This window comes from Sphingomonas hankyongi, from assembly GCF_023516575.1.
GTDB lineage: Bacteria > Pseudomonadota > Alphaproteobacteria > Sphingomonadales > Sphingomonadaceae > Sphingomicrobium > Sphingomicrobium hankyongi.
Window position 1 is genome coordinate 611,831 of sequence record NZ_JAMGBE010000002.1, and the last position, 25,974, is coordinate 637,804.

Below are 25,974 nucleotides of genomic sequence, written 5' to 3' on the forward strand. Positions count from 1 at the left end.
ATTGTAGGACGATAATTGTGTCAAGCGATACAACAAGCGCCCCGCTTTTCCGTTCGGCTGCCCGCCTGCGCTGGGCCGTCTTTGCCGCGATGGCGCTGATGCTGCTTTTCTATCTCTCCGCGAGATTGGGCGGGCAACTCGGACCCGTCCGCGTCGAAGCGCAGGAGCATGGACCGCCCGCCTGGGCGCGGCCGATCGGCGACGTGCGCATCCTGCTGCTGATGATCGCGCTGTTTCAGCTTACCCAAATGCTGGGCCGGATCGCTTCGGGCGAGATGTTCTCCTCCACGGTTATCGGGAAGTTCCGAAGCTTCGCATTCTGGCTGCTGCTGATGGCCCTTTTCTCATTGACCGCCCCGATCGTCGCCGAGCTCCTGGGCCAGCCGGCGACCGGCGAGTTGCGGCTGGCGGTCCGCATCGACTTTCGAGAGGTGCTCACCGTCGGCGTCACATTGGTGCTTTTCCTGCTCGCGCGGCTTCTCGAGCGCGCCCGCGCGCTGGACGAAGAGATGCGGGAATTCGTCTGATGCCGATCATCGTCCGTCTCGATGTGATGCTCGCGCTTCGGAAAGTGCGATCCAAGGACCTTGCTGCGGCAATCGACATCACCGAGGCCAACCTTTCCCTGCTCAAGTCAGGCAAGGTGAAGGGCATCCGCTTCGCCACGCTGGAGGCGATCTGCGACTACCTCGACTGCAAGCCCGGCGACATCCTGGATTATGATGGAGACAGGGCCAAATCGCTCGCGCCACAAGCGGATTGACAGGCCGCCGCCGCACCTTCTAAGCGCCGCCGCCTGCCTACAAGCTGACACTGTGCCCAGGTGGCGGAATTGGTAGACGCACCAGCTTCAGGTGCTGGCGCTCGCAAGGGCGTGGAGGTTCGAGTCCTCTCCTGGGCACCATCCCCAATCGTCGAGTTCAGGGTCCAGCGCGATCGGGAGCCGGCAATAGGCATTTTCCTATTGAACTGAGGGAACAAATAGGGAACATGGTGGACCGGAGTCGCACGTCATGCTTGTTCTCGATCCAGCTCTCTTGATTGCCCTTGCCGCGCTGATCAGCAGCCTTTCCGCCTTCGTGTGGGCGGTCCGGCGGAAGCCCTAGTAGTCAGCGGCGGCGCAGCCTCGGCGTGAAGCGCACGGCGTCTTCCGGATCGGGCAGCGGGTCGGCCGCATCGTCTGGCTCGCGCATGCCAAGGAAAGTGCGAACGGTGTCGGCCGAGACGGCTCGGCCGAACAACCAGCCTTGGGCTTCGGAGCAGCCGAACTTCTTCAGCTCGTTGCGGATCTGCTCGGATTCGACGCCTTCCGCGGTGATCGGAACCTTCAGCGTATGGCCCAGGCTCGCGATGCTGTTGACGATTGCCGCAGTCTGCTCGCTCTTAACAATCGTGCTGATGAAGCTCTTGTCGATCTTGATGCGGTCGATCGGCAGCGTGTTCACCTGCGCGAAAGAGGCATAGCCGGTCCCGAAATCATCGAGCGAAATGCTGATCCCGAGGTTCTTGAGGCTCTGCATGATGGTGCGGACCTGGTCGCGGTCTTCGAGCAACGAGCCCTCGGTCACCTCGATCTCAAGCCGGTGGGCGGCGAAGCCTGTGCGCGTCAGAACCTTGGTGATCTGCTCCGCAAGCGTCTTGTCCCGGAATTGAACGGGCGAGACGTTCACCGCAAGCTTGAGATGCTGAGGCCAGGAGCGGGCCTCGGTCAGCGCCTGCTCCATGATCATCATGGTCAGGGGACCGATCAGCCCGGTGGACTCCGCCGTCTCGATGAAGGCCTCGGCCTCGACGAAACCACGGGTCGGGGATCGCCAGCGCGCGAGCGTTTCGAACCCGACCAGCTCGCGGGTTTCCAGATCGATGAGTGGCTGGAAGAAGGGGACGAACTCCTTGTTCTGGATACCGAAGCGAATGTCTTCTTCGAGCTTGAGCCGCTCGCTGAGCTCGCGCTCCAGCTCACGGTCGAACCAGGCGAAGCAATCGCGGCCCGCGCGCTTGGCGGCATAGAGAGCGACATCGCTCTGCCGAAGTACGTCTTCCTCGCGCATCGCTCCGGCCATCGCGGCAAGGCCGATCGAGACCGACACGCGGACTTCGGACTTGTCGACCGGTACCGGCTTTGCAAAGCCGCGCAGGATGGCATTGGCGACGCGCTCGGCTTCTGCGCTTCCAATGCCCTCGAGCATGACCGCAAACTCGTCGCCCCCGATGCGCGCGCAGCAGGATCCGGCGGGCGCCGACTTGACGAGCACCTCACCGACGAACCGCAGCAGGTGGTCCCCAGCGAGATGGCCGTGCAGATCGTTGACGCGCTTGAAGTGGTCGAGGTCGAGGAGGAGGACAACGCCGCTCTTCTTCGCCTCGATCGTGTCTTCGAGACTGCGCATCAGCTCGCGCCGGTTCGACAGTCCGGTGGTGGGGTCGGTGTTGGCATTGCGCCGCGCCAGCTTCTCTGCCTCTTCGTAGGCGGCGAGCGCCTCACCCAAATCCTTGGACCGCCGCCATCCGAACAGCACGATCGCGATGTTGAGCAGGAACGCGACCTTCAGCGTGTCGGCGTTCTCGGGAAGATGGGCATGAGCGAAGGCCGGAGAAAGCACCTGGCTTCCGAGGACAACGAACATCAACAGCGCGGCGATTGTCGCGCAAGTCGTAATGATATGGCTGCTCGCGATGCGAACTGCCTTGTTCGTCGGTCCCTTCAACGTCCCACCCGCAACTAGAGTTGAGGGACCCTGGGTATCTAACATAGATGAAGATTGTCCTACTGCAGGCCCCGCTCAGGAAGCTTGCAAACAGGCCTTAACCACCTCTGCTGACCACAATTTAGCAATAAGAAGCGATCCTCCCGTGAATGATCAGGAGGATTCTCGCAGCCAGTCTGCTCGTGCTCGGCGGATCGGCCGTGGCCGCCGCCCAGACACCGGTGGTCATGATGCCGATGGCCCTGCCCGGCGCGACCGGAGAATTGGCGCAGCGACTGCTTGCGGCCCAGAATCGGGAGCGGATCGCGGTGGGTCACGCTCCGCTGCAGTGGGACCCGGCCCTCGCGGCGTCCGCAGCGACCTATGGCCCCACCCTTGCGAGCTTGCGGCGTCTGGTCCACTCGCCCCGCGAAACCCGTCCCGGGCAGCGCGAGAACCTCGCAATGGCGTTCCACGGGACGCTCAGCCCCGAGCAGATGGTCGACATGTGGAGCCGCGAGAAAAAACTCCTCCAGCCGGGGCTATTCCCGACGGTCAGCCGCACCGGCAATTGGGCCGACGTCGCGCATTACACCCAGATGGTTTGGCCGACGACGACCCATGTCGGGTGCGCCCTTTATTCGGCCGACTGGGATTATCTGATCTGCCGCTATTCGCCGCCAGGCAATATCGACGGCAAGCCGGTGTTCACGACGGCTGCGCTGGCCAGGCCATGATTTGCCCTGCCGTCTCGTCAGGGAATCTCCCGTCTCCCGCTCGCGAACGCGCTGCGCTATTCGCCGCCACGAAATCTCGCGGGATTCAACAAGGTTGATCCATGGGGCATCGGCGACTTTGGCTATCGGGCGGCATCTGCGCGGCGGTGCTAGTTGCGCCCGCCGCCGCCCAAGCAGACTCGCCTGACACATCCGCAATCTCCAGCCAGTTCGGCGCGCCGGCATCGAGCAGCGCCAGCGCGGTCGACGATTTCTACGCAAGCCGTCCGGGCGCTCTCGTCTGGCTCCGCGATGCGGACACGAAGACGGCGGCGTGGAAGCTACCCGACATCCTCCGCAGGGCGCCGATTGACGGGCTCGATAACGGGGCTCAACTCGCCGCCGCCGTAGAGGCTGCGATCGCACGCGGACAGCCGGAAGACGACCGGGTCATCTCGAATGCCTGGGTAAGCTATGTGCGGACGCTGCGCCGCCCCGTCGAGGGCGTCAGCTACGGCGACACTGCGCTCCGGCCGCAAGTCCCTTCTGCCAATGAGATTTTGGCGGACGCGCGGCGGGCGGGGTCGCTGTCGGCGCACGTCGACGAGATCGCCGCGGTCAATCCTTTCTACTCGCAGCTCCGAGAGGCTTCGATCGCGCAAGGAGCGGCAGCCGATCCGCGAGTACGCGCGACGCTCGATCGGCTTCGTCTCATCCCGGCGACGGGCCGCGCGATCCTGGTCGATGTGGCCAGTGCGCATCTCTTCATGCTGGAGAACGGGAAGCCGGTGGATTCGATGAAGGTGATCGTCGGTAAGACCAGCTCGCCGTCGCACCTGCTGGCGAGCACGATCCATTATGTCACCTTCAATCCCTATTGGAACATCCCTGACGACGTTGCTCGCGGCAGGGTTGCGCCGGTCGTGCTGAAGCGCGGCGTCTCCTACCTCAAAGCCGCGCGGTACGAGACCTGGTCCGCGCTGGGCTCGAAGGGCGAGCGGATCGATGCCGACAGCGTCGACTGGAAGGCCGTGGTGGCCGGAGAGGCGCCCGTCTACCTGCGCCAGCTTCCGGGCGACGCGAACATGATGGGCGCGATGAAGTTCGGCTTTGCCAATCCGTTCGACATTTTCCTCCACGACACACCGAAGAAGCAATTGTTCGCGAAGGACAAAAGGACGCTGAGCATGGGCTGCATCCGGCTGGAGCATGCCGACGTCCTCGCGCGCTGGCTCCTCGGGAGAGAGCCAGTCCCACCGAGCAGCGAGCCCGAACAGCATGTGCAGCTGGACAAGGGCGTGCCCGTCTACGTCACGTCGCTGACGGCGACAGTGTCGGACGGCCAGCTTGCGTTCGGCGAAGACGTCTACGGTCTCGATGCGGGCCTGCCGCAGACCGCGGCAGTCTCGCCGACGACGACCGCCAATTAGGCTTTAGCCAGCTTTTCCTCGACCAGCCGGATCGCGGCCGAGATGGCCTCGTCGACATCGAGCTCGCTCGTATCGAGGTGCAACGCGTCGGCTGCCTCGCGGAGAGGCGCGGCGTCACGGCTCGAATCCCGCTCGTCGCGTGCATGGATATCCGCGAGCACGTCTTCGAAGCGAACGTGCATTCCGCGCCCGTCGAGCTCCTTCTGCCGTCGCACGGCGCGCACCTCGGCAGAGGCGGTGACGAACAGCTTTACCTCCGCATCCGGCGCGATCACCGTACCGATGTCGCGGCCATCGAGGACGGCTCCGCCCGGCTGGCCCGCGAAATCCTGCTGCCGCTCCAACAGCGCCGCGCGCACCGAAGGGTAGGCCGAAACCGCCGACGCGATCTTCGAGACGGGCTCGCTTCGCAGTTCCTGATCGCTCGGATCGAGGTTGAGCTCATGCGTGGCGCGCAGCGCCTCGAACTCGCTGGCGGGGTCGCCGCCCCATCGCCACAGGTTGAGCGCGACCGCGCGGTAAAGGAGGCCAGTGTCCATGTGAGGGAGGCCGAAGTGCCGAGCGAGCGCGCGTGCGATGGTTCCCTTGCCGCTCGCCGCCGGCCCATCCACGGCGATCACGATCGGTCCTCGTGCGGCAGCGTCGGCGGATGATTGCTGCTGTTCCAAGGCGGGCGCTTTGACAGGGCCGAATCCCTATGGCAAGGCGCGCCGCCGAATGCCGGGCGCCATCGTGAGCCGCTCGCCAATTGCAACTGGAGTTGACCGAAAATGGTGAAGCCCGAATGGGGCACCAAGCGCACTTGCCCCAAGTGCTCGACCCGATTTTACGACCTCGGCAACGAGGACCCCGTGCATTGCATCACGTGCGGCACGGACTTCATTCCCGAGCCGGTGCTGAAGTCGAAGCAGCCGCTGGCCTTCGAAGCGGCGGCGCCGCAGGCCAAGGAAACCCAGCAGGACGACGAGCTCGCCGCGGACGATCTGGCGATCGACGAGGACGAGGAGGTCAGCGCCGACGAGGAAGTCGATCTCAATACCGGAGACGAGGACCTCGGGGTTGAAACCGCGGGCGAAGACGACGAAGTCTAAAGTCGCGTGATTGCCGCGATTTCCCCCTTTTCCAGCGGGGGAAACTTCGCCTAAGGGCGAAAGGACGTGGGGCCGTAGCTCAGCTGGGAGAGCGTCGCAATGGCATTGCGAAGGTCAGGGGTTCGATCCCCCTCGGCTCCACCAACCTTCCCTAAGCCCTAGCAGGGCCTAGGAAAAACCCGGAAATCAGACACTTATCCCAAGCGGGTGTTACATCTGTAACAGGGATGTAGGACCCCATGTGTACGTACCTCGATCAAGTCGGCTCGACCTATTATTTCCGGCGCGTCGTTCCTTCTGAACTGCGCCCCTATCTACTCACCAAGACTGGCAAACCGCGAACTGAGTTCAAGATTTCGCTCGGGACAAAGGACCGCGCCGATGCGAAGCGGCTCCTCCCTGATTACGTTCGGATGACTGATCGCCTCTTTGACGAGGCGCGGGCCAACCTTGCAGCCGATGCACCAACGGAAGCGGCCCCTGCTGCGCCGGTTGATGGTGGATGGCTCGGTGAGTTCGCACAGGAGCAAGCGGAGTTCGCAGCGAGGCAGGATGCCGAACGGGAGAGGCGGCGCGCAGATCGTCGGCACTACCGAGACGAGTGGCGAGAACGACTGAAGTATTCCACGGCGCGGATGCCACAACGGTATGCAGCCATGAAGGACCTTATTCGGGAGCAGGAGGAACGCGCAGCCGCCGCCGAAGCACGCCTAGCGGCCATGCAGGCCGTCGCTGCGTCATCGCCAAACTCGACGCCTGCGGAACCTTCTGGCGCGCCCGTGTGGCTAGACGACGGGATTATCGACGGTTGGGCTGCTGAGCGGAAGCCGACCAGAAAGACCATTCAGATGCATCGATCGGTCGCAGACTGGTTCTATGAGCGAGTGGGCCGAAAGCCGGTCAGCCAGATCACTCGGCAGGATGCCTTCGCCTTCAAGAACAAGCTCCTTGAGGAGGGGCAGAACCCCGGCAACATCAAGATGAAGCTAAGCCGCTTACGCACGTTGCTCCAATGGGCAACCGACAATGGCCACGCCGAGACGAATGTAGCCCATCGCGTCACCATTAAGGACCCTCAGGCTGCGAAGAACAAGCGCAAGCCGTTCGACCTTCAGGCGCTCAATGCGATCTTCGGTAGTCCCGTTTTCGCTAATGGGGAGCGCCCTGCGCAGGGTCGTGGAGAAGCAGCCTACTGGATACCGCTACTTGCACTTTTCACGGGCGCTCGAATGGAGGAGCTTGGCCAACTCCGTCCCGTCGATGTGGTCCGCCTAACCTACCCCGACCCCGATGACCGGGAGCAGTCTAGTTGGTTTCTTCATCTGATTGAGGTTGAGGGGGACGACGGCCCTAAGCTGAAGAACGCGGCTAGTGAACGCCTTGTCCCCATCCACCCAGAGCTTGAGCGGCTTGGCTTTATTGCCTTTGCCCAAGCCATGAAAGATCAGAACCAGGAGAGGCTGTTCCATCAACTCACACGCGGTCCGTTCGGGAACTTCACTCATAAGTGGGGGCAATGGTTCAGCACCTATCTGCGGAAGGTTTGCCTAGTCTCCGACAAGCGCATGGTGTTCCACTCCTTCCGCCACACGTTCACTGACTACGTGCGCCGCCCTGACATTCCCGAGGGCATCCAACGGCAGCTAGTCGGCCACAGCAGCAAGGACGTCCATGACGACTATGGTGCTGGGTACAACCTCTATTGGCTGGTGGAAGCCATGCGTCTCTACAAGGTACCGGGCCTAAGGTTGCCCAGCCCACCATCAGTCCAAGTGGCTGCCTAGTGATTTGTCCCAGAGATGAGACAGATGTCTCTCTCAAAGGGAGAGCTGCTATTCTTACTATCCATATATGAACCAGAGCGGGCCTAGCGGGGTGAAGCAGTCCGGCTCTCCCCCCTGTATCCGATGGCAGGTAAGCCATTCCAGCCTAGGGCCGTGAAATAGATACAGGGTGGATGTGCCGGTGCGCCATGAACCGTCGGGTCGCTGAGCGGTCTTGAAGGCAGCCCGGTGACGCCAACCGCAAAGCGGCCTCTCCCAAGCGTCATGATGATTTAAGTCGTCCCCGACTGAGCAGAGAAAATGGTTTCCTGCTCGAGACGGTACCGATTTAAATGTATAGGTTTATCAGTGGTTTACTGGATTATGGCGAGATTTCCGTAGGACTTCATGTAAGTCTCTGTTCTCAAACGTAAATGTCGCTCAAAGCGAAGTCGCGTCGCTAAGCTGTCCTCAGCTCGCAGGATGGCAGGCTTTCCCTTCGAGTATTCTCGAAATGTCATTGACAGGTGATGCGGGGGGTGTCATTTCGAGTTTTCTCGAAAGGTCATATCATGCGCCTCATGCTCAAGTTCATGTCAGCCCTGTGGGACATCATCATCACCCCGCCACCACCACCGTGCTGTGCCAGTGCCATCCATTGGGCAGGGCCGCGCTGATGAAGCCGCAGACTGCCGTCGAAGCACTCGGCTCACTTGCCCATGAGCATCGCTTGGCGTTGTTCCGCTTGCTTGTTCAGGCTGGCGAGGCTGGCGTCTCGGCAGGTTCTCTCGCTGAGGCCCTGTCAGTCCCGAACTCGTCGCTGTCCTTCCACCTAGCGCACCTCTTTCGGGCGGGCTTGATAGAACAGCGCCGAGAGGGACGGTCATTAATCTACACCGCCAACTACGCAGTCATGAACGACCTAGTTGGCTACCTCATGGAAAACTGCTGCGCGGGGGCCGACTGCGGCACCGATGCGGCTTGCGAACCTGCCCAAGAAAGGAAGTCTGCATGAAGCGCCTGCACGTCCATGTCGGGGTCAACGACCTCGCCAACTCCATCCAGTTCTACTCGACGCTGTTCGGCGCACAGCCGACGGTCCTGAAGGACGATTACGCCAAGTGGATGTTGGACGACCCACGGGTGAACTTCGCTATTTCGGAAGGCAACCACGCTCGCAAAGGTATCGAGCATCTTGGTATCCAGGTGGAAAGCACTGAAGAGCTGTCCGAGGTGTACGGTCGTCTGAAGGCCGCAGACCGCCCGGTGCTTGAGGAAGGCCAGACGACCTGCTGCTATGCCAAGTCCGAGAAGAGCTGGATTGCCGACCCTGATGGTGTCGTGTGGGAAGCGTTCTTCACGAATGGCGAGGCGACTACCTACGGCGACAGCCCTGCGCTTGGCACCCTTTCTGACAGCGTTGGCGACAAGTGCTGCTTGCCAAAGGCGGCAGCGGCATGACCCGCCCCTACAATGTGCTGTTCCTCTGCACGGGGAACTCAGCCCGATCGATCATGGCCGAGGCTATTCTCAACAAGGACGGTGGAGGTCGCTTCCGTGCTTTCTCCGCAGGTAGCTTCCCCAAGGGCGAAGTGCATCCGGAGGCTATGAGGCTGCTCAACGAGCTGGGTTTTACAACCGATGGCTATCGGTCCAAGAGTTGGGACGAGTTTGCAGCAGACGGAGCGCCGCTGCTCGATTTCGTCTTCACCGTTTGCGACAACGCAGCCGGAGAGGTTTGCCCAGTTTGGCCGGGGCAGCCGATGACCGCGCATTGGGGCATTGAGGACCCAGCCGCTGTCGAGGATGAGCGACAACCTCAGGCTTTCCGCAATGCCTTCTACGCGCTCCAGCGGCGCATTGGCTTGTTCCTGGCTCTGCCATTGGAGAGCATTGACGAGCTGAGCTTGCAGACCCGCCTCCGCGAGATTGGAAGGTCCGACGACCGCGCTCCTAATGCAGCGTGACCGACCCTCGATTGGACGACGCTTGGCCGCAGAGGGGACAGGATCTTTCTTCCTCTTCGCCACCGTGATCGGCTCTGGCATCATGGCCGAACACCTGGCCCAGTCTAACGGTGCGATTGCACTGCTCGGCAACACGCTGGCCACTGGAGCCATGCTATTCGTACTTATCACCATGCTAGGGCCAATCTCGGGCGCTCACATGAACCCCGCGGTGTCTTTGGTATCCGCATCAAGGCGCGAGCTGCCATGGCCAGATGCCGGCGCGTATATCCTTACCCAGCTTGTGTTTGGCATCCTCGGGGCTTGGGTCGCTCACCTCATGTTCGACCTGCCCCTGTTTCAACTCTCAGTGAGAGCGAGGACGGGCCTCGGGCAATGGACGGGCGAGGCCATGGCTACATTCGGCCTAATCCTCACTATCATAGGGACGGTGCGGCATCGTCCAAGCTGGGTGCCAGCTAGCGTGGCCTTATACATCACGGCAGCTTACTGGTTCACATCCTCAACCAGTTTCGCAAATCCTGCGATCACCGTGGCACGAAGCCTTACCGATAGCTTCTCCGGCATTGACCCCCATGATGCTCCAGCCTTCATCATCTCGCAGCTGGTGGGAGCTGCGGCCGGGGCCGTCATGGGTGGATTGTTGTTCCCACCTGAGCGGGCTAGTCGCAACCTATGAATGATGGAGCGAAATCCACTGGTGCAGTCGCGCTCGCTACGGGCGGTGTTGCTTCCGCCTTCTGTCTGGCGGCCTGCTGCGCCCTCCCATTATTTCTTGCTGCGCTTGGGTTAGGGTCTGCATGGCTAGCGCCCATCGTATCAGTATCGCAGCCTCACGCCTCTGCCTTAACCGCTGTATCGCTCTTTGCGCTCATTGGGAGCGTGGCTATCGTTTGGAGGGCTTCCAGTACCTGCGCTGCGGGTTCGATCGGCTCGAGGCCATTGTTTCGCTGGACCGTTACTGGCGTCGCTGCGATTGGCCTCATCCTCCTAGTTCTTTCGAAGGTCTATGCCTGAGTTGCGCAGCACCATCACCTGTCCACAGTGTGGCGGGGTGACGACCGAGACTATGCCCACGGATGCCTGCCAGTTCTTCTATGACTGCAAGCACTGTGGCGCAGTGCTACGCGCTCTACCCGGAGATTGCTGCGTCTTCTGCTCTTATGCGGACGTTCCTTGCCCTCCTATTCAAGATGGCCGAGCTGGCAAGGACGCAGGAAGTTGCTGTTGACGCCCACCAGGGGCTAGCGGTTAGCTCTTAGGCTGCTCCGGCTTAGGCTGGGTGTCAGTCTTATGCTGGCAGCAAGCGCACTTTCCATCCTTGCAGCAATCCATGTCAGCAGCTTGAGCCACGCCAGCAAAACCGAGCGCAACAGCCGCTAGAAGTGGCGTTAGTTTCATAGCGTATCTCCGAAGTTCCAGACGTCCGTTCTAGTCCCAAAGTCGGCAGACGACGAGAGGCGATTTTTCCGGCCGTGGGGTGCCGGAGAGCGGCGCGGCTATCCGGGTGGCGCGAACGTCCGATAATGGTCGTGGCGAGGCTGTAATCGGCTCTGACGAGCTGCTGACCGTCAGGTTGCCGCCCGGAGCAAATCGCTGACGCTCTGCGGACCCCATTTCCCCCCTCGCGCTGTCACTATCCCCCGCCCGTTCAGCTCCTTGGCGATAGCTCTTAGGCTGCTGTGACCGTCCGCCTTGATGGCTTGGATGATGGGCAGCACATCCATTGCAAAGGCAATCGACTTCGCCTTAATCGCGGCGACCGCAGCCCGATTGCCCTTATAGCCACCGAAAGCCTTGACCCCCATCGGATTGCCGAGCTTGGTCCCCCTTGCCCTTGCTGCTGCTAGGGCTTCCTTAGTTCGCTTGCTGATGGCCTTGCGCTCAGCCTGGGCCATGGCTGCCATGATGTGAATGGTCAGCTCGTTGGCTTCCGGCATGTCGGCTGCGACGAACTTGGTCCCGGCATCCTGTAGTGCAGCAAGGAAGGCGAGGTTACGGCTAAGCCTGTCCAGCTTGGCGATAACCAGTGTGGACCCGGTGACCTTCGCATGATGGAGCGCCTTAGCCAACTCCGGCCGATCATCTCGCTTTCCGCTCTCCTGCTCTGTGTACTCGCCTAGCGGCTCGCATCCACGACTAGCGCAGAAGTCCAAGATGGCTGCTCGCTGGGCTTCCAGCCCTAAGCCGCTGCGGCCCTGCTTGGCCGTCGAGACACGGTAGTAGTTGATTGTACGCATACAGTCTCCCGTCGCTGTCGGAGCGCAGCTACAGGAGTTGTCCATAACTGTCAAACGGACGTTAGGCTATTCTGGACACTCGCGAGACGGAGGGTTGAAGCCAAGCCCCCATGGGGGATAAACACTCTTATCGGTAGGAGTTGGCCTCCCGCGTAAGCGCATCAGGTGCAGGTCGTTGAGTGCAGACGCGCCCCACCGGGCTATTTGGCGCAGTAATCCTTCACCTGTTGCGCGAGAACAAAGTTGCCGACCGACAACGCGTACTGTTGGGCGCCTGCGCAGTCACCAGCGGTCACTAACTTAGCTGCTTCGAGGGACTGGGCCTTGTGCAGTTCATCGGCTTGTCGAGCAGCATCGACTGCCCGCGCCTGGGCTTCAGCTGCCGCAGTTTCCGCAGCGGCCGCTTGAGCTTGCTGTTGGGCAGCTTCGCGCGCAGCTCGATCACGCAACCCCCGTTGATAGGCGTCCATGAAGCTCTGGCCTGCGTTCGGGGTCTGCTGGTTGTTAATCAGTCCCCAGTTTACGCCGGAGGATTGTTGCGGCGTTTGGGAGACGCACTGCGTGCTGCCCCAATAATAGGTCGTACAATTAGTGGTGGTCGTTTGTGCAGAGGCCACGCTCGACAGGAAAGCGACTGCTGCTGCGAGACCATACTTCATACACGCCTCCCTCAAGCGAGGTGCCGACTGGGTAAGATTTAGAACTTCTCCCGGCCCGCTACCCATTGAGCAACGGACATTGCGCGGGCAATCAACGACGTGTCGTCTTGAGCCAGTTGCCCCACGTACTTCCTCATTACGTCACCATCAAAGACGCCATGCTCACCATAGGTGCGGATGGCTGCTGCCAGTCCAATGAACCGTGCGTCTGCATCACTCGCGTCCCGCATCTCCCATGTTGGAATAATCGGCATCCGTATCTCCCACGCGCTAAAATAACCGAGCGGTAAAAGCCTGCCTGCAAGCTCATTAGAGCGCAAGTAGGCGAAGCATCTGCGATGGCTGTACGACAACGCTAGTCTCGTTAGACTTAGGGCGTGAAGATCGGGAGGAACGAGCCATGTCCTTGCGGGTCTGGACGCAAGCACAAGCATTGCTGTGGCCAGACACTGATCGAGGGTCGTGACCTCACTCGGCCGCAACTGGCAGGCGCGCTCAAGGCGTTTGGGGCCAAGCGACGTGCCGAAGAGCGGTGGTCATCGAAATACGGGGCCGTAAGACCTCCCATGACTGCCGTCATCAAAGGCCACCGCGTCGTTCTTCTGGGTGACCGAATGTACAGCTCCACGCGCTGGCGGACATTCCACGACTATCTCTTTGAGTACATCAAGCATGTCATGTCGCCAGATTGGGGCAATGCCGAACTGGCCAAACCCTACAAGGAGCGACATCCGATCATTCAGTGGTACGGCAAGCTATGCGACTTTCAGGGTCGCAAGAAGCCGGGACCGGGTGGCATCTACAGCGCCCACCCAGAGGGGGTTGTCGCCCACTACCTACAGCTCGCTTACGACCTCTATACATTGCAGTATGCGGACCTGCTTCAAGAGCGCCTTATTGCCAGGTTGAAGCAGCGCGATAACTTCCAAGGCGCACTATACGAGGTCTCAGTGGCCGCGAGCTGCGTACGGGCTGGGTTTCAAATTACGCTTGAGGATGAAACAGACCGTACTACGAGCCACTGCGAGTTCACTATTTGCCGGGCCACGGGAGCGGATTTGTACTCCGTTGAGGCGAAGAGCAGGCATCGACCGGGCGTGCTTGGAAGGCCAGGGGAACCCGTCGATCTGGCTCTAGTGCGTGCGGACGTTCGACGCCTCCTACAAAAGGCGCTGAAGAAACGGGCTACCGGCAAGCGCATCATCTTTGTCGACGTAAACGTCCCCGCTCGCGACGGTGGAGTACTCGGGGTAAGCTGGCTGGATGAGGTTGCAGTGATTGTAAGGGAGATGGAGGAGCGGCAGGTTCCATCAAGCCCTTGGCCCCCTGCATACCTCTTCTTCACAAACACGCCATTCCACTACTTGGCTGATGAGGCGCGAGCTAAGGGCGCGGCCTATGTTCTTTCCGCACTTAACGAGCCTGACTTTAAGATTGAGGCCTATGCCACTCCAAAGGGTCAGGCTGTGTTTCAAGCCCGCCATCCGGACATAGTTGGTCTCTTTCACTCATTGTTGCAGCACGGGGCCATCCCCCATGAGTTTGACTTGGATACGTCCGATTGATCGATGGAGCTGACCTGTTACATATAGGTGTTCCACCAGTAACAGTCGCTCTAGAAAAGTACTTTGTTTTCCAACGGTTAGAGGTCAGGTGTTCGATCCCCCTCGGCTCCACCATTCCCCTTCATGAACGCAGGATGCCTGCACAGCGGTTTCGCCTTCTGACCCTTTTAGAATTGGTACGGTAAGCGAACGCTTACGACCATGTCCGATGCGTCGTCCGTGAGGCCTGCTCCCAGGTTGAACAGCAACGTCAGCTTCGGATTGAGCGAGAAGGTCGCCCCGACGTTGAGCACGCCGATATTCGCCTGGCTTCCCACTACAGATTGCCAACCCGCACTCTCCTGACCCTCAGGAGGATTCAGCAGTAGCCTGGCGTGCTTCACGAAGCGCTGGGTCAGCGACATGCTTAGCGAAGATCGGTCGTTGAGGGCATATGCCACGCCGATCCCATATTGGATGGCGTCTCCGAGATCCGCGCGGCCGCTCTGATCGCCCGGAGCCTCGTCCAGATCGCCGAAGCTGCGCTTGAAGTTTCGGAAATAGGTGAGGCTCCCGAAAACGACCATCGGGTCGATGGTCTTGAGCAGCGACGCGCCTATTGACGCTCCCCAAACGCCCGATCCTGTCGAGAGCTTCGACGGCACCTTGAGATTGCCCTGGGTGCCGGGAACAACGACCAGCTCGGCGCCGAAAGGACTCTCGCCGGTGGGCGCCTTCACTCGCCCATTGATGACCAGATCCGGCCGCGAAGCCGTCTCACGGAAAAGGTGATAACTCAGTCCGAGGCTGACATCGCTCAAGCCGTGCTCGGTAATCGTGCGCTCGGCGAGACCCGATGCGTTGCCGCCCGCGCCGCCCGAACGGAAGTTGGACCGCCGAAAGATGTAGGGAATGTTCACGTCCGCCTGGATTCGCGGGGTTAGCCCCATCCGGGCCGTAAGATCGTAGGTGAGAACGTCGGCCTGGACTTCGTCGATGCTGATCAGGCCCAGGAAGATGGCATCGAGCGCCAGAAAGCCGCTGAGGTTCAGGGCCGCGTTGCTGAAGTGCGAATAGGTAATCCCCGGCTCGATGTTGATGTGCTCTCCGAAGTGACCCTGCTCTGCCTGCGTGACCGCTTCGACGACCTCGGTCGGAGCCGGCGTCTTGCGATCGGCTTCCTCGTTCTCGACGCTGGCCTGCTCGGTTCCGACGGCTGGCTCAGCGCCCGGCGGCGCCTGCCCCACTCCGCGGCCGCGCATGGCCGCCGTTTCAGAGTCCGGCAATGGTCCACCGGAAGTAATTCCCTGCGCCTCAAGCGCCTGGATTCGCGCCTCAAGCGTCTGGATCCGTTTTTTGGATTGCTCCTGCTCAACCTGAAGCGCGTTCAATTCCGTCTTTAGGGTCTGGATACTTGGGTCAACAGACTGGGCTTGGGCGTGGGAGGAGAGGAAGGTAGTCGCAGCTATGCCTACAATCAGGCCCCGTCGTTGAAGTGCGCGCATAATTGCCCCCGCCTACAAGCGCCGACTGATATTAGATCGAATCTCCGCCAGCGATGAAGGGAGGGCCTTCGTCATTCGCCTCCACCTTCACTTCGACTTCGGAGTTGAAGACAAGCTCACCACACATCACGGCTTTGGTGATCATGTGAGTCTTGTTTCTGGCTCGCATCTTGTAACGCGCATTCTCGATATGACGCTCAACTGTGCGATGGCCAATTCCGAGCGCAACTGCGACTTCCTTCGCTGACTGGCCGCAAGCAACTCGCTCCAAAATCTCCCGCTCTCTACTACTTAGATGCGGAGTGTCGTCGATTTCCCCGTAATGAATCATCGATCGCTCCATTGCCCCCGGGGGAGCGCCACTGAACGCCAGAGCCCCCCGGTTATCGAAAGTTAGGGTATGGCAGAAAAGGCTATAGTTGTTAAGTATTTATTTACCCTGGTTAGGGTCCGCGCCTTTATTGGGTAATTTTACTTAGCGAAGGCCGCAAGAAACCTTGCCTGCACGAAGGGGCACGAAATCGTTCGGATGGCGGGCGTCTTTTAGGCATTGAATACTGTCAGCACGCATTCGGAGTTCTTGGCGTGCTGGCGGATAGCTTCTTTTTCAGGTCTTTAGCGGTCGGAGTCGCGCTTTCGGGACTCGCGGCGAGAGCTAGTGCGGAACTCCCCGGCTCAACCCAGCCAGGGGCTCAGCCCGTGGTCCCCGGCAACCTTCTGATCTTGAGGATGGTGCCGCCGCGCAACGCGATAATCCCCGGCGCCGGCGCGGCGGTCACCGCACCAACGGCGCCTCCCCAGAGCGTGTTTTCCAGCACGGCGGGAATTACGCGAGTGCTCAGCGACGGCGAAGCCGCTTCGATCACCGGCCAGCTGCCCGCTCACGAGGCAGGCCAGATGGTGCGCTCCGCAATCGACGAAACGATGCGCCCGCAACCCGGCCTGGGCGGAAGCGCGACCGAACGAGCGACGGGTGGCTCACTTGGCGGGGCGATAAGCGGCGCTGTTGGAACCGGCCTGGGCGCCCTTCGCGGTGCAATGAGCGCCCTGCCAGGAAGCGGCGGATGAGGGTGCGGGCGCTCCTCTTTGCGGCAGCGGCTGCGCTTTGCGCTAACCCGGCGCATGCGAGCGACACGGGCGCGAGCGCCCAGGTCGAGTCTGGCTCAGTGTCGGGCGTTGCAGGAGTGAACGTCGCTGCCGGCAACTTCAACCAGCAGGCAAATGTCGGAGGAATAGCCCTCGGCGACATTGCAGTGGCGGTGCCCTCGGTGCGGCAATCCACGAGCCCAACGCCGGATTCGGCCGGCTCGCTGAACGCAGGGATTGGCCCAAACAGCTTCGCGGGCTCCTCCGGCTGGATCGCCGTGAACGGCGTAGCGGGCTCGGGAAACCAGCAGGCGAACATCGCCGCAATCGCATTCGGAATGAAGGGCGTCGCCCTGGCTGACGCAGCGCTCAGCCAAACGCGCGCTCCCAATGGACCGGCAGGAGGCTCTGAAAAACCGGGAGCTGTTGCCGAACGATCCACCGCCATCGGCGAGGGCGCGTTCGCCAACAGCTCCGGGCTTGTTCAGGTCAGCCTGATCGGGGGCGACAGGAATTCCTCCGCCAACACCTTCGCCCTGTCCACCGTGGACGGGGCGCAACCTTGAATGAGCAGAAGACGTGGGAAGTGAAAGGAGAATGACAATGAGGAAATGCTTATTGCTGGCCGGCGTCGCTACAGCGCTGGCCATCGCGCCGACCGCTGCCAGTGCAAGCGAGACCGGCCGTGGCGAGATCACCTTCTCGAACAATGTCGATACGTCGATCTACGATCATTTCTATCGTCTCGACGCCACCGGCATTTTCGGCGGCGTGCTCGTCTACGGTGTCGTGAACCCTGACAGCGCAGCCGTTGCAGTCACGGATGCCAAGCAGATCATGAGCGACAGCGACGTGGCGTTCCGCGAAGAGAATGAGCTGAACGGCGAAAACGGCTATGTCGACCCGATCTTCGGCCCCGGCTGGAGCGAAGCCGGTCAGGACCCCAACGACAACCTGACTGACGGCGTCTTCCAGGGCCAGATCCGCGCCGGGTTCTTCGCACCGATCATCAACAACGCGACGACCGGCGACATAGATGCAGACGGCAACGTCGGCGTGAACGTTGCTGCGGGTCAATACAACCAGCAGCAGAATAGCGCCAATATCGCAGTCAGCGCTTCCGCAGCGGACGCGAGCGATGACGGTGACGATCCGTCGCTGCTGCCCGATGGCGATGGCGATGGCGGATGGGCGTCTGCGTACACGACGGGTTACCAGTCGTTGACGGGCACTAGCTATGGCGGGCTCAACGAAGACACTCTTCCTGAGGACGACGAAGAAGCCGGCGGCGGCGGAAACAACTTCCGTGACCGCAACACGGCCACGACCGGCGAGGTCGCGGGCGATGGCAACATCGGCGTGAACGTCGCGGCTGGCGCATTCAATCAGCAGCAGAACCTGATGACCCTGGCGGTCGCATCGAATGCCGTTCTGGCACAGTCGAACGCCGCTCTGTGGCAGACTTCGTCCTGCAACTATGCCGAGATCCAGGACGAGATCAACAACGCGACCAGCGGCGCAATCACGGGCGCCGGCAATATTGGCGTCAACGTCGCAGCGGGCGTTGGGAACCAGCAGCAGAATTCTCTGACGGCTGCGGTCTCCGGCGACTTCGGCGGCGGCAGCGGCGGCGGAACCGGCGGCGGATCCGACCCCAGCTGATCCGCTTGCTGTCGGGAGGGGTGCCCCCCGTGCACCCCTCCCACCCCTTTCGCCAACGAGACCGTGGAACCGCAATGCACCGTGCCTTGCCCGCAATCGCATTCTTGATGACGACCGCCGCGGCTGGCGCTCAGCCGAGCGGGAAGGCGCCCATCTGGTTCGGCCCCACCTCGTCCGGCAGCCACCTGATCGTCTCCAAGCCGGTTCGCAGCTGGAAGGACATGCAGTTCGACGGGTTGGTCCGTCAGCGGACGGACTTCAGCTGCGGCGCCGCAGCGCTCGCGACCATCTTCAATGCCGGATACGGCAAGCACACGACGGAGGCGCAAGTCCTCGTCAACATGCTCAAAATTTCCGACCCGGAGGTGGTAAAGGAGAAGGGTTTCTCGCTCCTCGACATGAAGCGTTATGTCGCCGAAGTCGGAATGGCCGGCGAAGGCTTCCAGGTCGACTTCGACGCGCTACGCCAACTGAAGGTTCCTGGCGTCGTCCTCTTGAATATCCGCGGCTACAACCATTTCGCGGTCATCCGCAAAGCCGGCGACGATTACGTCCAGCTCGGCGATCCGGCGCTCGGCAATCGTGTGATGAGCCGAAAGAGCTTCGAGACGGCCTGGAACAAGGTCGTGTTCGTTGTCGTCGGCGAAGGTTACGACCCGTCGAGCGCACTTGCGAACCCACCCCCGCCGCTCAGCGCACGAAGGCTTTTCGAGGAGCGCTCTCCAACCTGGGCCGCAGATCTTACCGATTTCGGGTTATCGACCGTGAACAGCTTCAGGTTCTAGGGCTATGAGGGCGCTCACTCCCTTCGCTGTTATCGCGGCAATCGTCGTCTGCCTCGCGACCGCTTCACCAGCAACAGCGGCGGTCACCCTGTCGGGGCTCGAGGACGTGGGTAAGCCTGTGGCGGACAGCGAACTGGCGCAGATGCGCGGCAAGTTCATCGCGCCCAACAGCATCAGTTATTTCGGAGTGCAGATGGCCTCCAGCTGGCAGGGTGGCGACGGAGTCACGACTTCGGCCGTCCTGCTATTCAACGTCGACTTCGCAAAGGGCGCGGGAACGCTGGATGGCGCGACCCCGCATCTACTTGTGAGCTGGTCGCGAGATTGCTCGACCTGCGCCGACACGACGATGGACGTCAAAGGCTTCGGGACAGAGGCCGCTGGCGGGTATGTGGCGCTGCCTGACGGCGGTTCGGCCATTCCCGTAGGGTCACTCGACAGTGTCAACGGCGCGACTCAGGGCCAGCAGATCGCCGGTTCCGATAATGTGGCGCGCAACGACATGCGCATTCAAATCGTGCCTGCGGGGTCGGTGCAGGCCGACATCAGCGGCATGAAGGAGATCACCGGGCCGGGGCAGGAGTTCCACGATCTGGGTGGCGGCGAAACGGTTCGCTTCGTCTTCTCAGCGAACGAACTTGGCCTGACCATCACCGATCAGAATGGCGCCGTCCGCCAGAGCATGAACGGAAACCTTGGCAGCATGGCGCAGCAGCTCGTGATCGACGGCGACGGCAACCTCGTTCGCAATGGCATGAGCCTTACGATCGGGGTCGATAGCCTTGCCGGGGCTCGCCAGCTGAACGTGTCAGGCGCGCTCGAAGCGATGAAGACGGGAGGCTTCTAAAGCTTGTTCCGACAGCGGACTCCTTGCTCGGCCTTGATTAGCCGCGTTCGCCTCGCGAGCGGGACGCGATCTCGCCATGTGCGGGCTTGGCCGGCGCTTTTCTGACTGCGCGCGGCGGCGGATCGCGCAGCGCGGTGTTCCTGATGCAGTTTTCGAACCCGACCCAATCCACGCGATAGCGGGTCCTGGCGGCATTGCGGTTGCACATGTGGATCCGCCAGGCCGGCAGATCGTGCTTGCGGACGTATTTGAGCGCTTTGTTCATCGCCTTCTGCTGCTGCGCCATGCATTTCTGCTGCCACTGACAACCCAGACCGATGTTCAGGTAATTGGAATCATATAGCGGGGCGCTAGGGCGCGCCTCGGCTGACGACGCCCAGAAGAGCACGGCAAATGCGACTAGAACGCGCCTCATTTCACGGGGGTGTCGCATCTAGGGGCAACCGTCCGCAAGCGCATTGAGACGAGGTTCGTGCATTCGCCGTGGCCCTGTGGGCTTGCAGCCACAGCGGGCACAAAGAAGGCGGCGACGCTTTCGCGCCGCCGCCCCTTTTGCGTGACGAACTAAGCTTAGAGCGAGTTCGAAACGTTATTGAACGTCGTACCGAGCTTCGTGCCAATGTTCTGCATCGCAGCAATCGCGGCAACCGCGATCAGCGCAGCGATCAGACCATATTCGATGGCAGTCGCGCCCTTCGAGTTCTTCAGCAGCTTAAGAAACTTGGCCATTACTGGTCTCCTTAAGGCTCCCCGAGGGAAGAGCATCCCGACCTGCGCAAACTAAACCCCGCGTAGGTTGATCGAGGGCTTACGCTCCGACTGGTTGAGAAAGTTTTAAAGCTGCAGGTTGCCAGTAATTAAGGATTAGAGCGGCGTCTCAGCGCTGCTCGACAAGGTGCTGAAGGCTCCGGACCCATTCGCGTATGCGCTTCGTGCCATCGCTCCAGTCCGGCGGAAGCGGGCTCTGCAGCTCCTTCTCCTCGTTACGATCCTTTCGGAAGTCAGCCGGGAGGTCCGGCCCGCGCGAGCCGTCGACGGCCATGGCGGAGGTCATGAAGCTGCGCCAGATCCGCGCCGGCACGGTGCCGCCGCTAACCTTGCCGAGCGACTTGTCGTCATCGCGTCCCACCCAGACGCCGACGACGAGATTGCCGGCAAAGCCTACGAACAAGGCGTCCCTGCTCTCCTGGGTTGTTCCCGTCTTGCCGTAGGTGGGAATTGCAAGCGCCGCGCGGCGGCCGGTGCCTTCATTGGCCGCAGCGTACAGTAGGTCGAGCATCGGCGCCCAATCGCGGCGGCGATCGAGGCGCCCGCCATTGCCGAACAGCATCGACAGGCCGGGCTGCCCGCTGTCTTCGGGAAGCCCCCGGGCGCGCACCGGATAGCGGCCTCCTGCGATCGCGGCGTAAGCGGATGTGAGCTCGAGCAAGCTGACCCCCGCCGTCCCAAGCGCCAGGCTTGGCGTATTCGGCAAAGGGGTTGAGATGCCGAGATCGCGAGCGGCACGCACGACGTTGCCGCGCCCGACTGCCTCCGAGAGCCGCACTGTCGCCGCATTGCTCGATCGGGCGAACGCCTCCCGCACCGTGATGCGCCCGCGGTAGATTCCGTCATTGTTGACGGGCGACCAGCCGCCGATCGTGATCGGCTCGTCATCGATCATGCTATCCGGCGTCCATCCCGCACGAAGAGCGGCGAGGTATACGAACAATTTGAATGCGGAGCCTGGTTGCCGCCGTGCCTGGGTGGCCCGATTGAACGGCGAGTCCTTGTAGCTCTTGCCGCCGACCATCGCGACGACGCGTCCGTCGGGGCGCATAGCCACCAATGCCGCCTGCGCATCACCGATCCCCGCTCGATTCACGGCCCTGATGGCCAAACGCTGGAGGTCGCGGTCCAAAGTGGTACGGACTTTGACCTCGCCGAAGTCGGCTTCGAACGCGTCGTTTGCCGCGGGCGCCACCCAATCGGCGAAATAAGTTCCAGTGGGTACCTTCGACACCACGGTCCGAGCACGGGCTGGCGCCGTGGCGCGAGCTCGGGAGGCGCTGATCGCGCCCGTGTCCGCCATGGCCTTCAGCACCAGGCGGCTGCGCTTCTGTGCACCGGCGAGGTTTCGCGTCGGCGCAAGCCGCGAAGGCGCCTGGACGATTCCGGCGAGCATCGCGGATTGCGCCAGGTTCAGATCCTCGGGATCCCGATTGAAATAATGATGGGCGGCAGCGCGCAGTCCATAGACGCCGTCCCCGAAATAGACGCTCGAAAGATAGCGCGAGAGGATTTCGTCCTTCGTCAGCCACGCTTCCAGCCAGAAGGCGATGATGACTTCCTGCGCCTTGCGTTTGATGCTTCGGTTGCTCGACAGGAAGCTGGTCTTCGCCAGCTGCTGAGTCAGCGTGCTCCCGCCCTGACGAACTCCGCCGGCGCGAAAATTGGCGACGAAGGCGCGTCCAATACCGCGCGGGTCGATCCCCCAGTGCCGGTAGAAGCGCCTGTCCTCGATCGCCACGAACGCCGCGGGCGTTAGCCGATTGAGCCTGGCGACGTCGACCGGCGCTTCCTTGATCGCGCCCCGGCGCGCGATCGGCTGGCCTTCCGAGGACAGGAGCAGCAAGGCGGGGTCGTCGAGGGGATCGAGCGCGCGCGACAAAGGCGCAGTCACGATCAGCCACGCCAGGAGCAGCGCCAGCACTCCAGCGATGGAGTAGAGCACGATCGGCCATCGCCTGCGTCGGCCCTTCTCCGGCGGAGGCGCGCTGGGCTGCGGATCCAGATGCGGCGCCAGCGGGTCGGGCAGCTCTTCGATCGGCACTCCGCCGCGGCTCCAAATCGAGTCCCGTTCCGCCACGCCCTCTACCCTGGGGAATTCACTGCTGACTTACCCTAGTAAGACAGTTCCCAAGATTTAGCCAGACGCTTGCTGAACGACTGCTTGCGGCTAAACGGACGGAATGCGGGTCAAGCATTTCCGCCGATTTGTGACGCTGGCGCTGGTCATCGCCGTACCGTCCGCGGTGAGCGGATGCCGCGAGCAGCCCCAGGGCAGCGTCAAGGTAACCGTCATCGGCGGCCCACCGAAGCTGCGCGACCCGGCGGCAGGGCCCCTGCCCGCTGGCGACGCCCTGCTCCTGTCCAATGTCGCTCAGGGCCTCGTCCGGTTCGACGCGGCAGGCAATATCGTCGGCGGGCTGGCAGAACGCTGGAACGTCAGCAACGACGGGCTCAGCTACATCTTCCGGCTCGCGCCCGGCGACTGGCCCAATGGAGGCAAGATCACCGCGAAGCAGGTCGCGCGCCTGCTGAAGCGGCAACTCACGGGCCGCAGCCGCAATCCCATGCGCGATGCGCTCGGAGCGGTCGAGGACGTGGTCGCGATGACGGACCGCGTCATTGAAATCCGCCTCGTCGCGCCGCGGCCGAACCTCCTGCCGCTGCTTGCCCAGCCGGAAATGGCGGTCCTTCGCGAAGGCCACGGAACCGGTCCGTTCTCTGAATCGCCGACGGCCCAGCGAGGCCTCCTCCTGCTGAAACGAGAGATCGTCTCGCCTGAGGATGAATCGAAGACGGAAGAAGATGTGCTTGTGGGCGGGGCAACGGCCGGGGCGGCGGTCCAGGCTTTTGCAGCGGGTCAGACCGACCTGGTTCTCGGGGGGACTTTCGCGGACCTGCCGATCGCGCGGCGCGTGAAGCTCCCTCGCGGCAGCCTTCGCTTCGATCCGGCGTCGGGCCTGTTCGGTTTGGTTCCCACGCGCAAGGATGGGCCGCTGGCCGAGCCGGACGTCAGGCGACTCCTCAGCCAGGCAATCGATCGCGACCTCCTCGTGCGGACCTTGAACGTGCCGGGCCTTACTCCGCGCGCGACGATCATGGAGCCTGGACTGGAAGGCGTGCCGGCGATCGCTCAACCGGTCTGGGCCACGACGGCTCTGTCCGAGCGAAGCGCAAGCCTTGCGGCGGAGGCGCGCCGCCTCTTTGGAGCGGAAGAAAAACCGGTGCTGCGCATCGGGTTGCCCCAGGGCCCCGGGGCCGACGTGCTCCTGCTCCGGCTCATGCTCGATTGGGGCGCGCTCGGCTTCACGATCCAAAGGGCGAATAGCCCCGGGCAAGCCGATCTCGTCCTCGTCGACGACGTTGCGCCCTCGAGCTCACCCGCATGGTACGTTCGGCGTTTTCGCTGTGAAATCGCGCCCATCTGTGATCCTGAAGCTGATGAGCTGATGGCGTCGGCGCGGGCGGCGCCCGTTCCGGCGCAGCGCGCTGCGTTGCTGGTGCAGGCGGCGGCGCGGCTCGATGATGCTTTGGCCTTCATCCCGCTTGCCGCGCCGGTACGCTGGTCGCTGGTCGGATCCCGGATCGAGGGCTTTGCCGGGAACCGCTACGCGCGCCACACGCTGACAGGCCTGGAGCAGAAGACCAGTCCTGGAGGATAGAATGGACCCGGAACCGCGCAGCGCCTTTCCGAGCCTGGCAAGCGATCCCGCATCGGTGCGCCAGCGGGTCGAGGGCATGGAGCGGATACTCGAACGCCTGTTCGTGATCCCGGGCACCAACCGTACGGTCGGGTTGGACGTGATCCTCGATCTGGTGCCGTTCCTCGGAAGCACCGCGGGCGCCGTGATTGGCGCCTATCTGGCCTGGGAAGCCCGCAATCTCGGCATGTCGAAATGGCAGCTCGCCAAGATGGGCGGCAATATCGGGTTCGACTGGCTGCTGGGCATGATCCCCTGGGTCGGAGCGGTTCCCGACTTCCTCTTCCGTTCCAACACGCGCAACTTGAGGATCATCAAGCGCCACCTCGACAAGCATCACGCCGCCGGCGCAATGATCGAAGGCGAGGCCAGGCCTGCGCGCGAAGTTACGCCTTCCGCTTGACCGGAAGCTCCGCGAGGACCTTCTTCCCGCAGCGCACGCTAACCGAAGTCACTGCCGAACTGTTCGGGATAGTCGCACTGACGTCCCACCAATTCTCGGGTGCCGCGAAGCCGGTATTGTTCAGGACGATCGTCGGCGTGATCTCGGCCGTCGTGCCGGTCACGGCCGGCTCGCCAAGCTGCGCCATGTAGCGGGGGTCTGATCGATAGGCCTTGCCCTTCACCACGACATCCCCGTCGGCACCCGCGCTCGCGGTCCAGCCCTTCGTCTCTTCGTCCTTGAAGAAGCAAAAAGCTGGCCGCTTCGGCTGAGAAGCGGCGGCGTTCGCGCTTGCCTCAGCCTGGTTCTCGACGGCGCCCTCGCCCGAACCGCAGCTGACCAAGAAGCCACTGGCGGCGGCCACGACAAACTTCCGCATGAATCATCCCCTCCCGCTGAGGGATCTGTAATGCGGGATCAGCCTCAGTGGAACTCGCGCTTCGCTTCCTCGAACCAGCCGCTCGGAGCGGTGCCGACTTCCCGTTGCTCGACTTGCGGCGCACGCGGCGCCGGGCGGTTTCCCGGCCAGGCGGCGATGATGATTGCTGCCGCAAGCAAGGTCACGGCACCGATCAACAGCAGGAAGGGCAAGGTGCTTAGTGAGAAACGCGGAGTCTCAGGCTGGGTCCTGCCCCTGGGCTCGCGAGCGCGTCGCGCCGTCCGTCGCAGGGCAAGTGAGCGCACGTAATCCTCCGCACGCGTCCAACTGCCCAGGACCTTCGGTTCGGAGAGATCGTCGTCGCTCAAATCAACCGATCGGACCTCCGCTCTCTTCTTCCTCGAAGAGGTCTGCGACCACGTCGCCCTTGGCGGTCAGGCGAACCTTGTCGCCCTCGACCTCCGCGACCAATCCGCGGGGAATGAAGTGGTGATGCTCGGTGTGCGCGACGCCGCTGTCCGCGCGAATAAGCTTGATGCGGTTGTCCTCGACTCGATCGACCGTACCGATGTGCACGCCGTCCGCGCCGATCACTTCCATATGTTCGCGAATGTCTTCGAAGCCGCTCATAGGTCCAAGCCTCCTTTGCTCGCCTCCCCTAACGCTTCGCTCGCGGCGCGGGATGCACGCCACATCGCCAAT

At 62.2% G+C, this 25,974-nt stretch carries 32 protein-coding genes, 2 tRNA genes and 1 pseudogene; 22 read left to right on the top strand and 13 right to left on the bottom strand.

Going from position 1 to position 25,974, the window contains the following annotated elements:
* Window positions 1-17 precede the first annotated feature (17 nt).
* The 3 genes from LZ538_RS07730 to LZ538_RS07740 all read left to right on the top strand — a co-directional run bounded on the left by LZ538_RS07730 (window position 18) and on the right by LZ538_RS07740 (window position 904).
* Complete coding sequence (locus LZ538_RS07730) at window positions 18-527, top strand: hypothetical protein (protein ID WP_249831411.1); 510 nt, start codon at window positions 18-20, stop codon at window positions 525-527.
* A complete protein-coding gene (locus tag LZ538_RS07735; protein ID WP_249831412.1) occupies window positions 527-763 on the top strand; it encodes a helix-turn-helix domain-containing protein in 237 nt (78 codons plus the stop codon). Before LZ538_RS07730 ends, LZ538_RS07735 begins: the two co-directional genes overlap by 1 nt.
* Before the next feature lie 54 nt (window positions 764-817).
* A tRNA-Leu gene (locus LZ538_RS07740) sits at window positions 818-904 on the top strand.
* 205 nt (window positions 905-1,109) lie between these two features.
* Here the strand turns inward: LZ538_RS07740 and LZ538_RS07745 are convergent.
* The gene (locus tag LZ538_RS07745; protein WP_249831413.1) at window positions 1,110-2,708 is read right to left on the bottom strand and encodes a putative bifunctional diguanylate cyclase/phosphodiesterase; all 1,599 of its coding nucleotides are present in this window, start codon (window positions 2,706-2,708) and stop codon (window positions 1,110-1,112) included.
* A 149-nt stretch (window positions 2,709-2,857) separates the two neighbouring features.
* Between LZ538_RS07745 and LZ538_RS07750 the strand changes: the two genes are divergently transcribed.
* Window positions 2,858-3,424 carry a CAP domain-containing protein gene (locus LZ538_RS07750; RefSeq protein ID WP_249831414.1) on the top strand — a complete coding sequence of 189 codons (567 nt, stop codon included), beginning with the start codon at window positions 2,858-2,860 and terminating at the stop codon, window positions 3,422-3,424.
* 101 nt (window positions 3,425-3,525) lie between these two features.
* A complete protein-coding gene (locus LZ538_RS07755; RefSeq protein ID WP_249831415.1) occupies window positions 3,526-4,833 on the top strand; it encodes a L,D-transpeptidase family protein in 1,308 nt (435 codons plus the stop codon).
* On the opposite strand, the gene cmk is transcribed toward LZ538_RS07755, so the two are convergent.
* Entirely contained in the window at window positions 4,830-5,456 is a 627-nt protein-coding gene (gene cmk / locus LZ538_RS07760) for a (d)CMP kinase (protein WP_249831598.1), read from the bottom strand. The two genes, LZ538_RS07755 and cmk, sit on opposite strands and share 4 nt — an antisense overlap.
* Window positions 5,457-5,603: 147 nt before the next feature.
* Between cmk and LZ538_RS07765 the strand changes: the two genes are divergently transcribed.
* The 8 genes from LZ538_RS07765 (at window position 5,604) to LZ538_RS13260 (ending at window position 10,885) form a co-directional block, all read left to right on the top strand.
* Window positions 5,604-5,924, top strand: coding sequence for a TIGR02300 family protein (locus tag LZ538_RS07765; RefSeq protein ID WP_249831416.1), 321 nt, complete (start codon window positions 5,604-5,606; stop codon window positions 5,922-5,924).
* A 68-nt stretch (window positions 5,925-5,992) separates the two neighbouring features.
* A tRNA-Ala gene (locus tag LZ538_RS07770) sits at window positions 5,993-6,068 on the top strand.
* Window positions 6,069-6,163: 95 nt separating this feature from the next.
* A complete protein-coding gene (locus LZ538_RS07775; RefSeq protein ID WP_249831417.1) occupies window positions 6,164-7,708 on the top strand; it encodes a site-specific integrase in 1,545 nt (514 codons plus the stop codon).
* A 655-nt stretch (window positions 7,709-8,363) separates the two neighbouring features.
* Window positions 8,364-8,702, top strand: a complete 339-nt coding sequence (locus tag LZ538_RS07780; protein ID WP_249831418.1) for an ArsR/SmtB family transcription factor — start codon at window positions 8,364-8,366, stop codon at window positions 8,700-8,702.
* The gene (locus LZ538_RS07785; RefSeq protein ID WP_249831419.1) at window positions 8,699-9,148 is read left to right on the top strand and encodes an ArsI/CadI family heavy metal resistance metalloenzyme; all 450 of its coding nucleotides are present in this window, start codon (window positions 8,699-8,701) and stop codon (window positions 9,146-9,148) included. The genes LZ538_RS07780 and LZ538_RS07785 overlap by 4 nt, the downstream gene beginning before the upstream one ends.
* A complete protein-coding gene (locus LZ538_RS07790; protein ID WP_249831420.1) occupies window positions 9,145-9,654 on the top strand; it encodes an arsenate reductase ArsC in 510 nt (169 codons plus the stop codon). The genes LZ538_RS07785 and LZ538_RS07790 overlap by 4 nt, the downstream gene beginning before the upstream one ends.
* Window positions 9,644-10,333: an aquaporin gene (locus LZ538_RS07795; RefSeq protein WP_283937661.1), complete on the top strand. Its 690-nt coding sequence runs from the start codon at window positions 9,644-9,646 to the stop codon at window positions 10,331-10,333. The genes LZ538_RS07790 and LZ538_RS07795 overlap by 11 nt, the downstream gene beginning before the upstream one ends.
* Before the next feature lie 330 nt (window positions 10,334-10,663).
* Window positions 10,664-10,885, top strand: coding sequence for a GDCCVxC domain-containing (seleno)protein (locus LZ538_RS13260; protein ID WP_283937662.1), 222 nt, complete (start codon window positions 10,664-10,666; stop codon window positions 10,883-10,885).
* A 340-nt stretch (window positions 10,886-11,225) separates the two neighbouring features.
* On the opposite strand, the gene LZ538_RS07800 is transcribed toward LZ538_RS13260, so the two are convergent.
* The 3 genes from LZ538_RS07800 to LZ538_RS07810 all read right to left on the bottom strand — a co-directional run bounded on the left by LZ538_RS07800 (window position 11,226) and on the right by LZ538_RS07810 (window position 12,807).
* On the bottom strand, window positions 11,226-11,894 hold the full coding sequence (locus LZ538_RS07800; protein WP_249831421.1) for a recombinase family protein: 669 nt from the start codon (window positions 11,892-11,894) through the stop codon (window positions 11,226-11,228).
* Window positions 11,895-12,094: 200 nt separating this feature from the next.
* A complete protein-coding gene (locus LZ538_RS07805) occupies window positions 12,095-12,553 on the bottom strand; it encodes a hypothetical protein (RefSeq protein WP_249831422.1) in 459 nt (152 codons plus the stop codon).
* Between the two features lie 38 nt (window positions 12,554-12,591).
* Complete coding sequence (locus LZ538_RS07810) at window positions 12,592-12,807, bottom strand: hypothetical protein (RefSeq protein WP_249831423.1); 216 nt, start codon at window positions 12,805-12,807, stop codon at window positions 12,592-12,594.
* Between the two features lie 123 nt (window positions 12,808-12,930).
* Here LZ538_RS07810 and LZ538_RS13420 point away from each other — a divergent pair.
* A pseudogene (locus tag LZ538_RS13420) lies at window positions 12,931-12,996 on the top strand (SEC-C metal-binding domain-containing protein); the annotation flags it as partial.
* Between the two features lie 123 nt (window positions 12,997-13,119).
* The gene (locus tag LZ538_RS07815) at window positions 13,120-14,118 is read left to right on the top strand and encodes a hypothetical protein (RefSeq protein ID WP_249831424.1); all 999 of its coding nucleotides are present in this window, start codon (window positions 13,120-13,122) and stop codon (window positions 14,116-14,118) included.
* A gap of 167 nt (window positions 14,119-14,285) precedes the next feature.
* Here the strand turns inward: LZ538_RS07815 and LZ538_RS07820 are convergent, their stop codons facing one another.
* Window positions 14,286-15,488: a transporter family protein gene (locus LZ538_RS07820; RefSeq protein ID WP_249831425.1), complete on the bottom strand. Its 1,203-nt coding sequence runs from the start codon at window positions 15,486-15,488 to the stop codon at window positions 14,286-14,288.
* A gap of 145 nt (window positions 15,489-15,633) precedes the next feature.
* Window positions 15,634-15,933: a helix-turn-helix domain-containing protein gene (locus LZ538_RS07825; RefSeq protein WP_249831426.1), complete on the bottom strand. Its 300-nt coding sequence runs from the start codon at window positions 15,931-15,933 to the stop codon at window positions 15,634-15,636.
* Between the two features lie 368 nt (window positions 15,934-16,301).
* Here LZ538_RS07825 and LZ538_RS07830 point away from each other — a divergent pair, with 368 nt between their 5' ends.
* The 5 genes from LZ538_RS07830 to LZ538_RS07850 all read left to right on the top strand — a co-directional run bounded on the left by LZ538_RS07830 (window position 16,302) and on the right by LZ538_RS07850 (window position 19,982).
* Window positions 16,302-16,670 carry a hypothetical protein gene (locus tag LZ538_RS07830; RefSeq protein WP_249831427.1) on the top strand — a complete coding sequence of 123 codons (369 nt, stop codon included), beginning with the start codon at window positions 16,302-16,304 and terminating at the stop codon, window positions 16,668-16,670.
* Window positions 16,667-17,254 carry a hypothetical protein gene (locus tag LZ538_RS07835; protein WP_249831428.1) on the top strand — a complete coding sequence of 196 codons (588 nt, stop codon included), beginning with the start codon at window positions 16,667-16,669 and terminating at the stop codon, window positions 17,252-17,254. The genes LZ538_RS07830 and LZ538_RS07835 overlap by 4 nt, the downstream gene beginning before the upstream one ends.
* Before the next feature lie 37 nt (window positions 17,255-17,291).
* Window positions 17,292-18,350, top strand: coding sequence for a hypothetical protein (locus LZ538_RS07840; RefSeq protein ID WP_249831429.1), 1,059 nt, complete (start codon window positions 17,292-17,294; stop codon window positions 18,348-18,350).
* Window positions 18,351-18,424: 74 nt separating this feature from the next.
* Window positions 18,425-19,135, top strand: a complete 711-nt coding sequence (locus tag LZ538_RS07845) for a C39 family peptidase (RefSeq protein ID WP_249831430.1) — start codon at window positions 18,425-18,427, stop codon at window positions 19,133-19,135.
* A 4-nt stretch (window positions 19,136-19,139) separates the two neighbouring features.
* Window positions 19,140-19,982, top strand: a complete 843-nt coding sequence (locus LZ538_RS07850; protein ID WP_249831431.1) for a hypothetical protein — start codon at window positions 19,140-19,142, stop codon at window positions 19,980-19,982.
* 37 nt (window positions 19,983-20,019) lie between these two features.
* On the opposite strand, the gene LZ538_RS07855 is transcribed toward LZ538_RS07850, so the two are convergent.
* From LZ538_RS07855 to LZ538_RS07865, 3 genes are all read right to left on the bottom strand, one after another.
* Window positions 20,020-20,268, bottom strand: a complete 249-nt coding sequence (locus LZ538_RS07855) for a hypothetical protein (protein WP_249831432.1) — start codon at window positions 20,266-20,268, stop codon at window positions 20,020-20,022.
* A gap of 284 nt (window positions 20,269-20,552) precedes the next feature.
* Window positions 20,553-20,711, bottom strand: coding sequence for a Flp family type IVb pilin (locus LZ538_RS07860; RefSeq protein ID WP_249831433.1), 159 nt, complete (start codon window positions 20,709-20,711; stop codon window positions 20,553-20,555).
* Window positions 20,712-20,859: 148 nt separating this feature from the next.
* Entirely contained in the window at window positions 20,860-22,830 is a 1,971-nt protein-coding gene (locus LZ538_RS07865; RefSeq protein ID WP_249831434.1) for a transglycosylase domain-containing protein, read from the bottom strand.
* Window positions 22,831-22,933: 103 nt separating this feature from the next.
* On the opposite strand from LZ538_RS07865, the gene LZ538_RS07870 reads away from it, so the two are divergent.
* Together LZ538_RS07870 and LZ538_RS07875 are read left to right on the top strand one after the other, a co-directional pair.
* On the top strand, window positions 22,934-24,412 hold the full coding sequence (locus LZ538_RS07870; RefSeq protein ID WP_249831435.1) for an ABC transporter substrate-binding protein: 1,479 nt from the start codon (window positions 22,934-22,936) through the stop codon (window positions 24,410-24,412).
* A 1-nt stretch (window position 24,413) separates the two neighbouring features.
* The gene (locus LZ538_RS07875; protein WP_249831436.1) at window positions 24,414-24,854 is read left to right on the top strand and encodes a DUF4112 domain-containing protein; all 441 of its coding nucleotides are present in this window, start codon (window positions 24,414-24,416) and stop codon (window positions 24,852-24,854) included.
* Here LZ538_RS07875 and LZ538_RS07880 read toward each other — a convergent pair.
* From LZ538_RS07880 to LZ538_RS07890, 3 genes are read right to left on the bottom strand one after another with little or no spacing between them, the layout of a single operon-like run.
* Window positions 24,838-25,272: a hypothetical protein gene (locus LZ538_RS07880; RefSeq protein ID WP_249831437.1), complete on the bottom strand. Its 435-nt coding sequence runs from the start codon at window positions 25,270-25,272 to the stop codon at window positions 24,838-24,840. The genes LZ538_RS07875 and LZ538_RS07880 overlap by 17 nt on opposite strands.
* A gap of 44 nt (window positions 25,273-25,316) precedes the next feature.
* Window positions 25,317-25,640: a hypothetical protein gene (locus LZ538_RS07885; protein ID WP_249831438.1), complete on the bottom strand. Its 324-nt coding sequence runs from the start codon at window positions 25,638-25,640 to the stop codon at window positions 25,317-25,319.
* 1 nt (window position 25,641) lies between these two features.
* Window positions 25,642-25,902, bottom strand: a complete 261-nt coding sequence (locus LZ538_RS07890; RefSeq protein ID WP_249831439.1) for a DUF2171 domain-containing protein — start codon at window positions 25,900-25,902, stop codon at window positions 25,642-25,644.
* Between the last annotated feature and the right edge of the window lie 72 nt (window positions 25,903-25,974).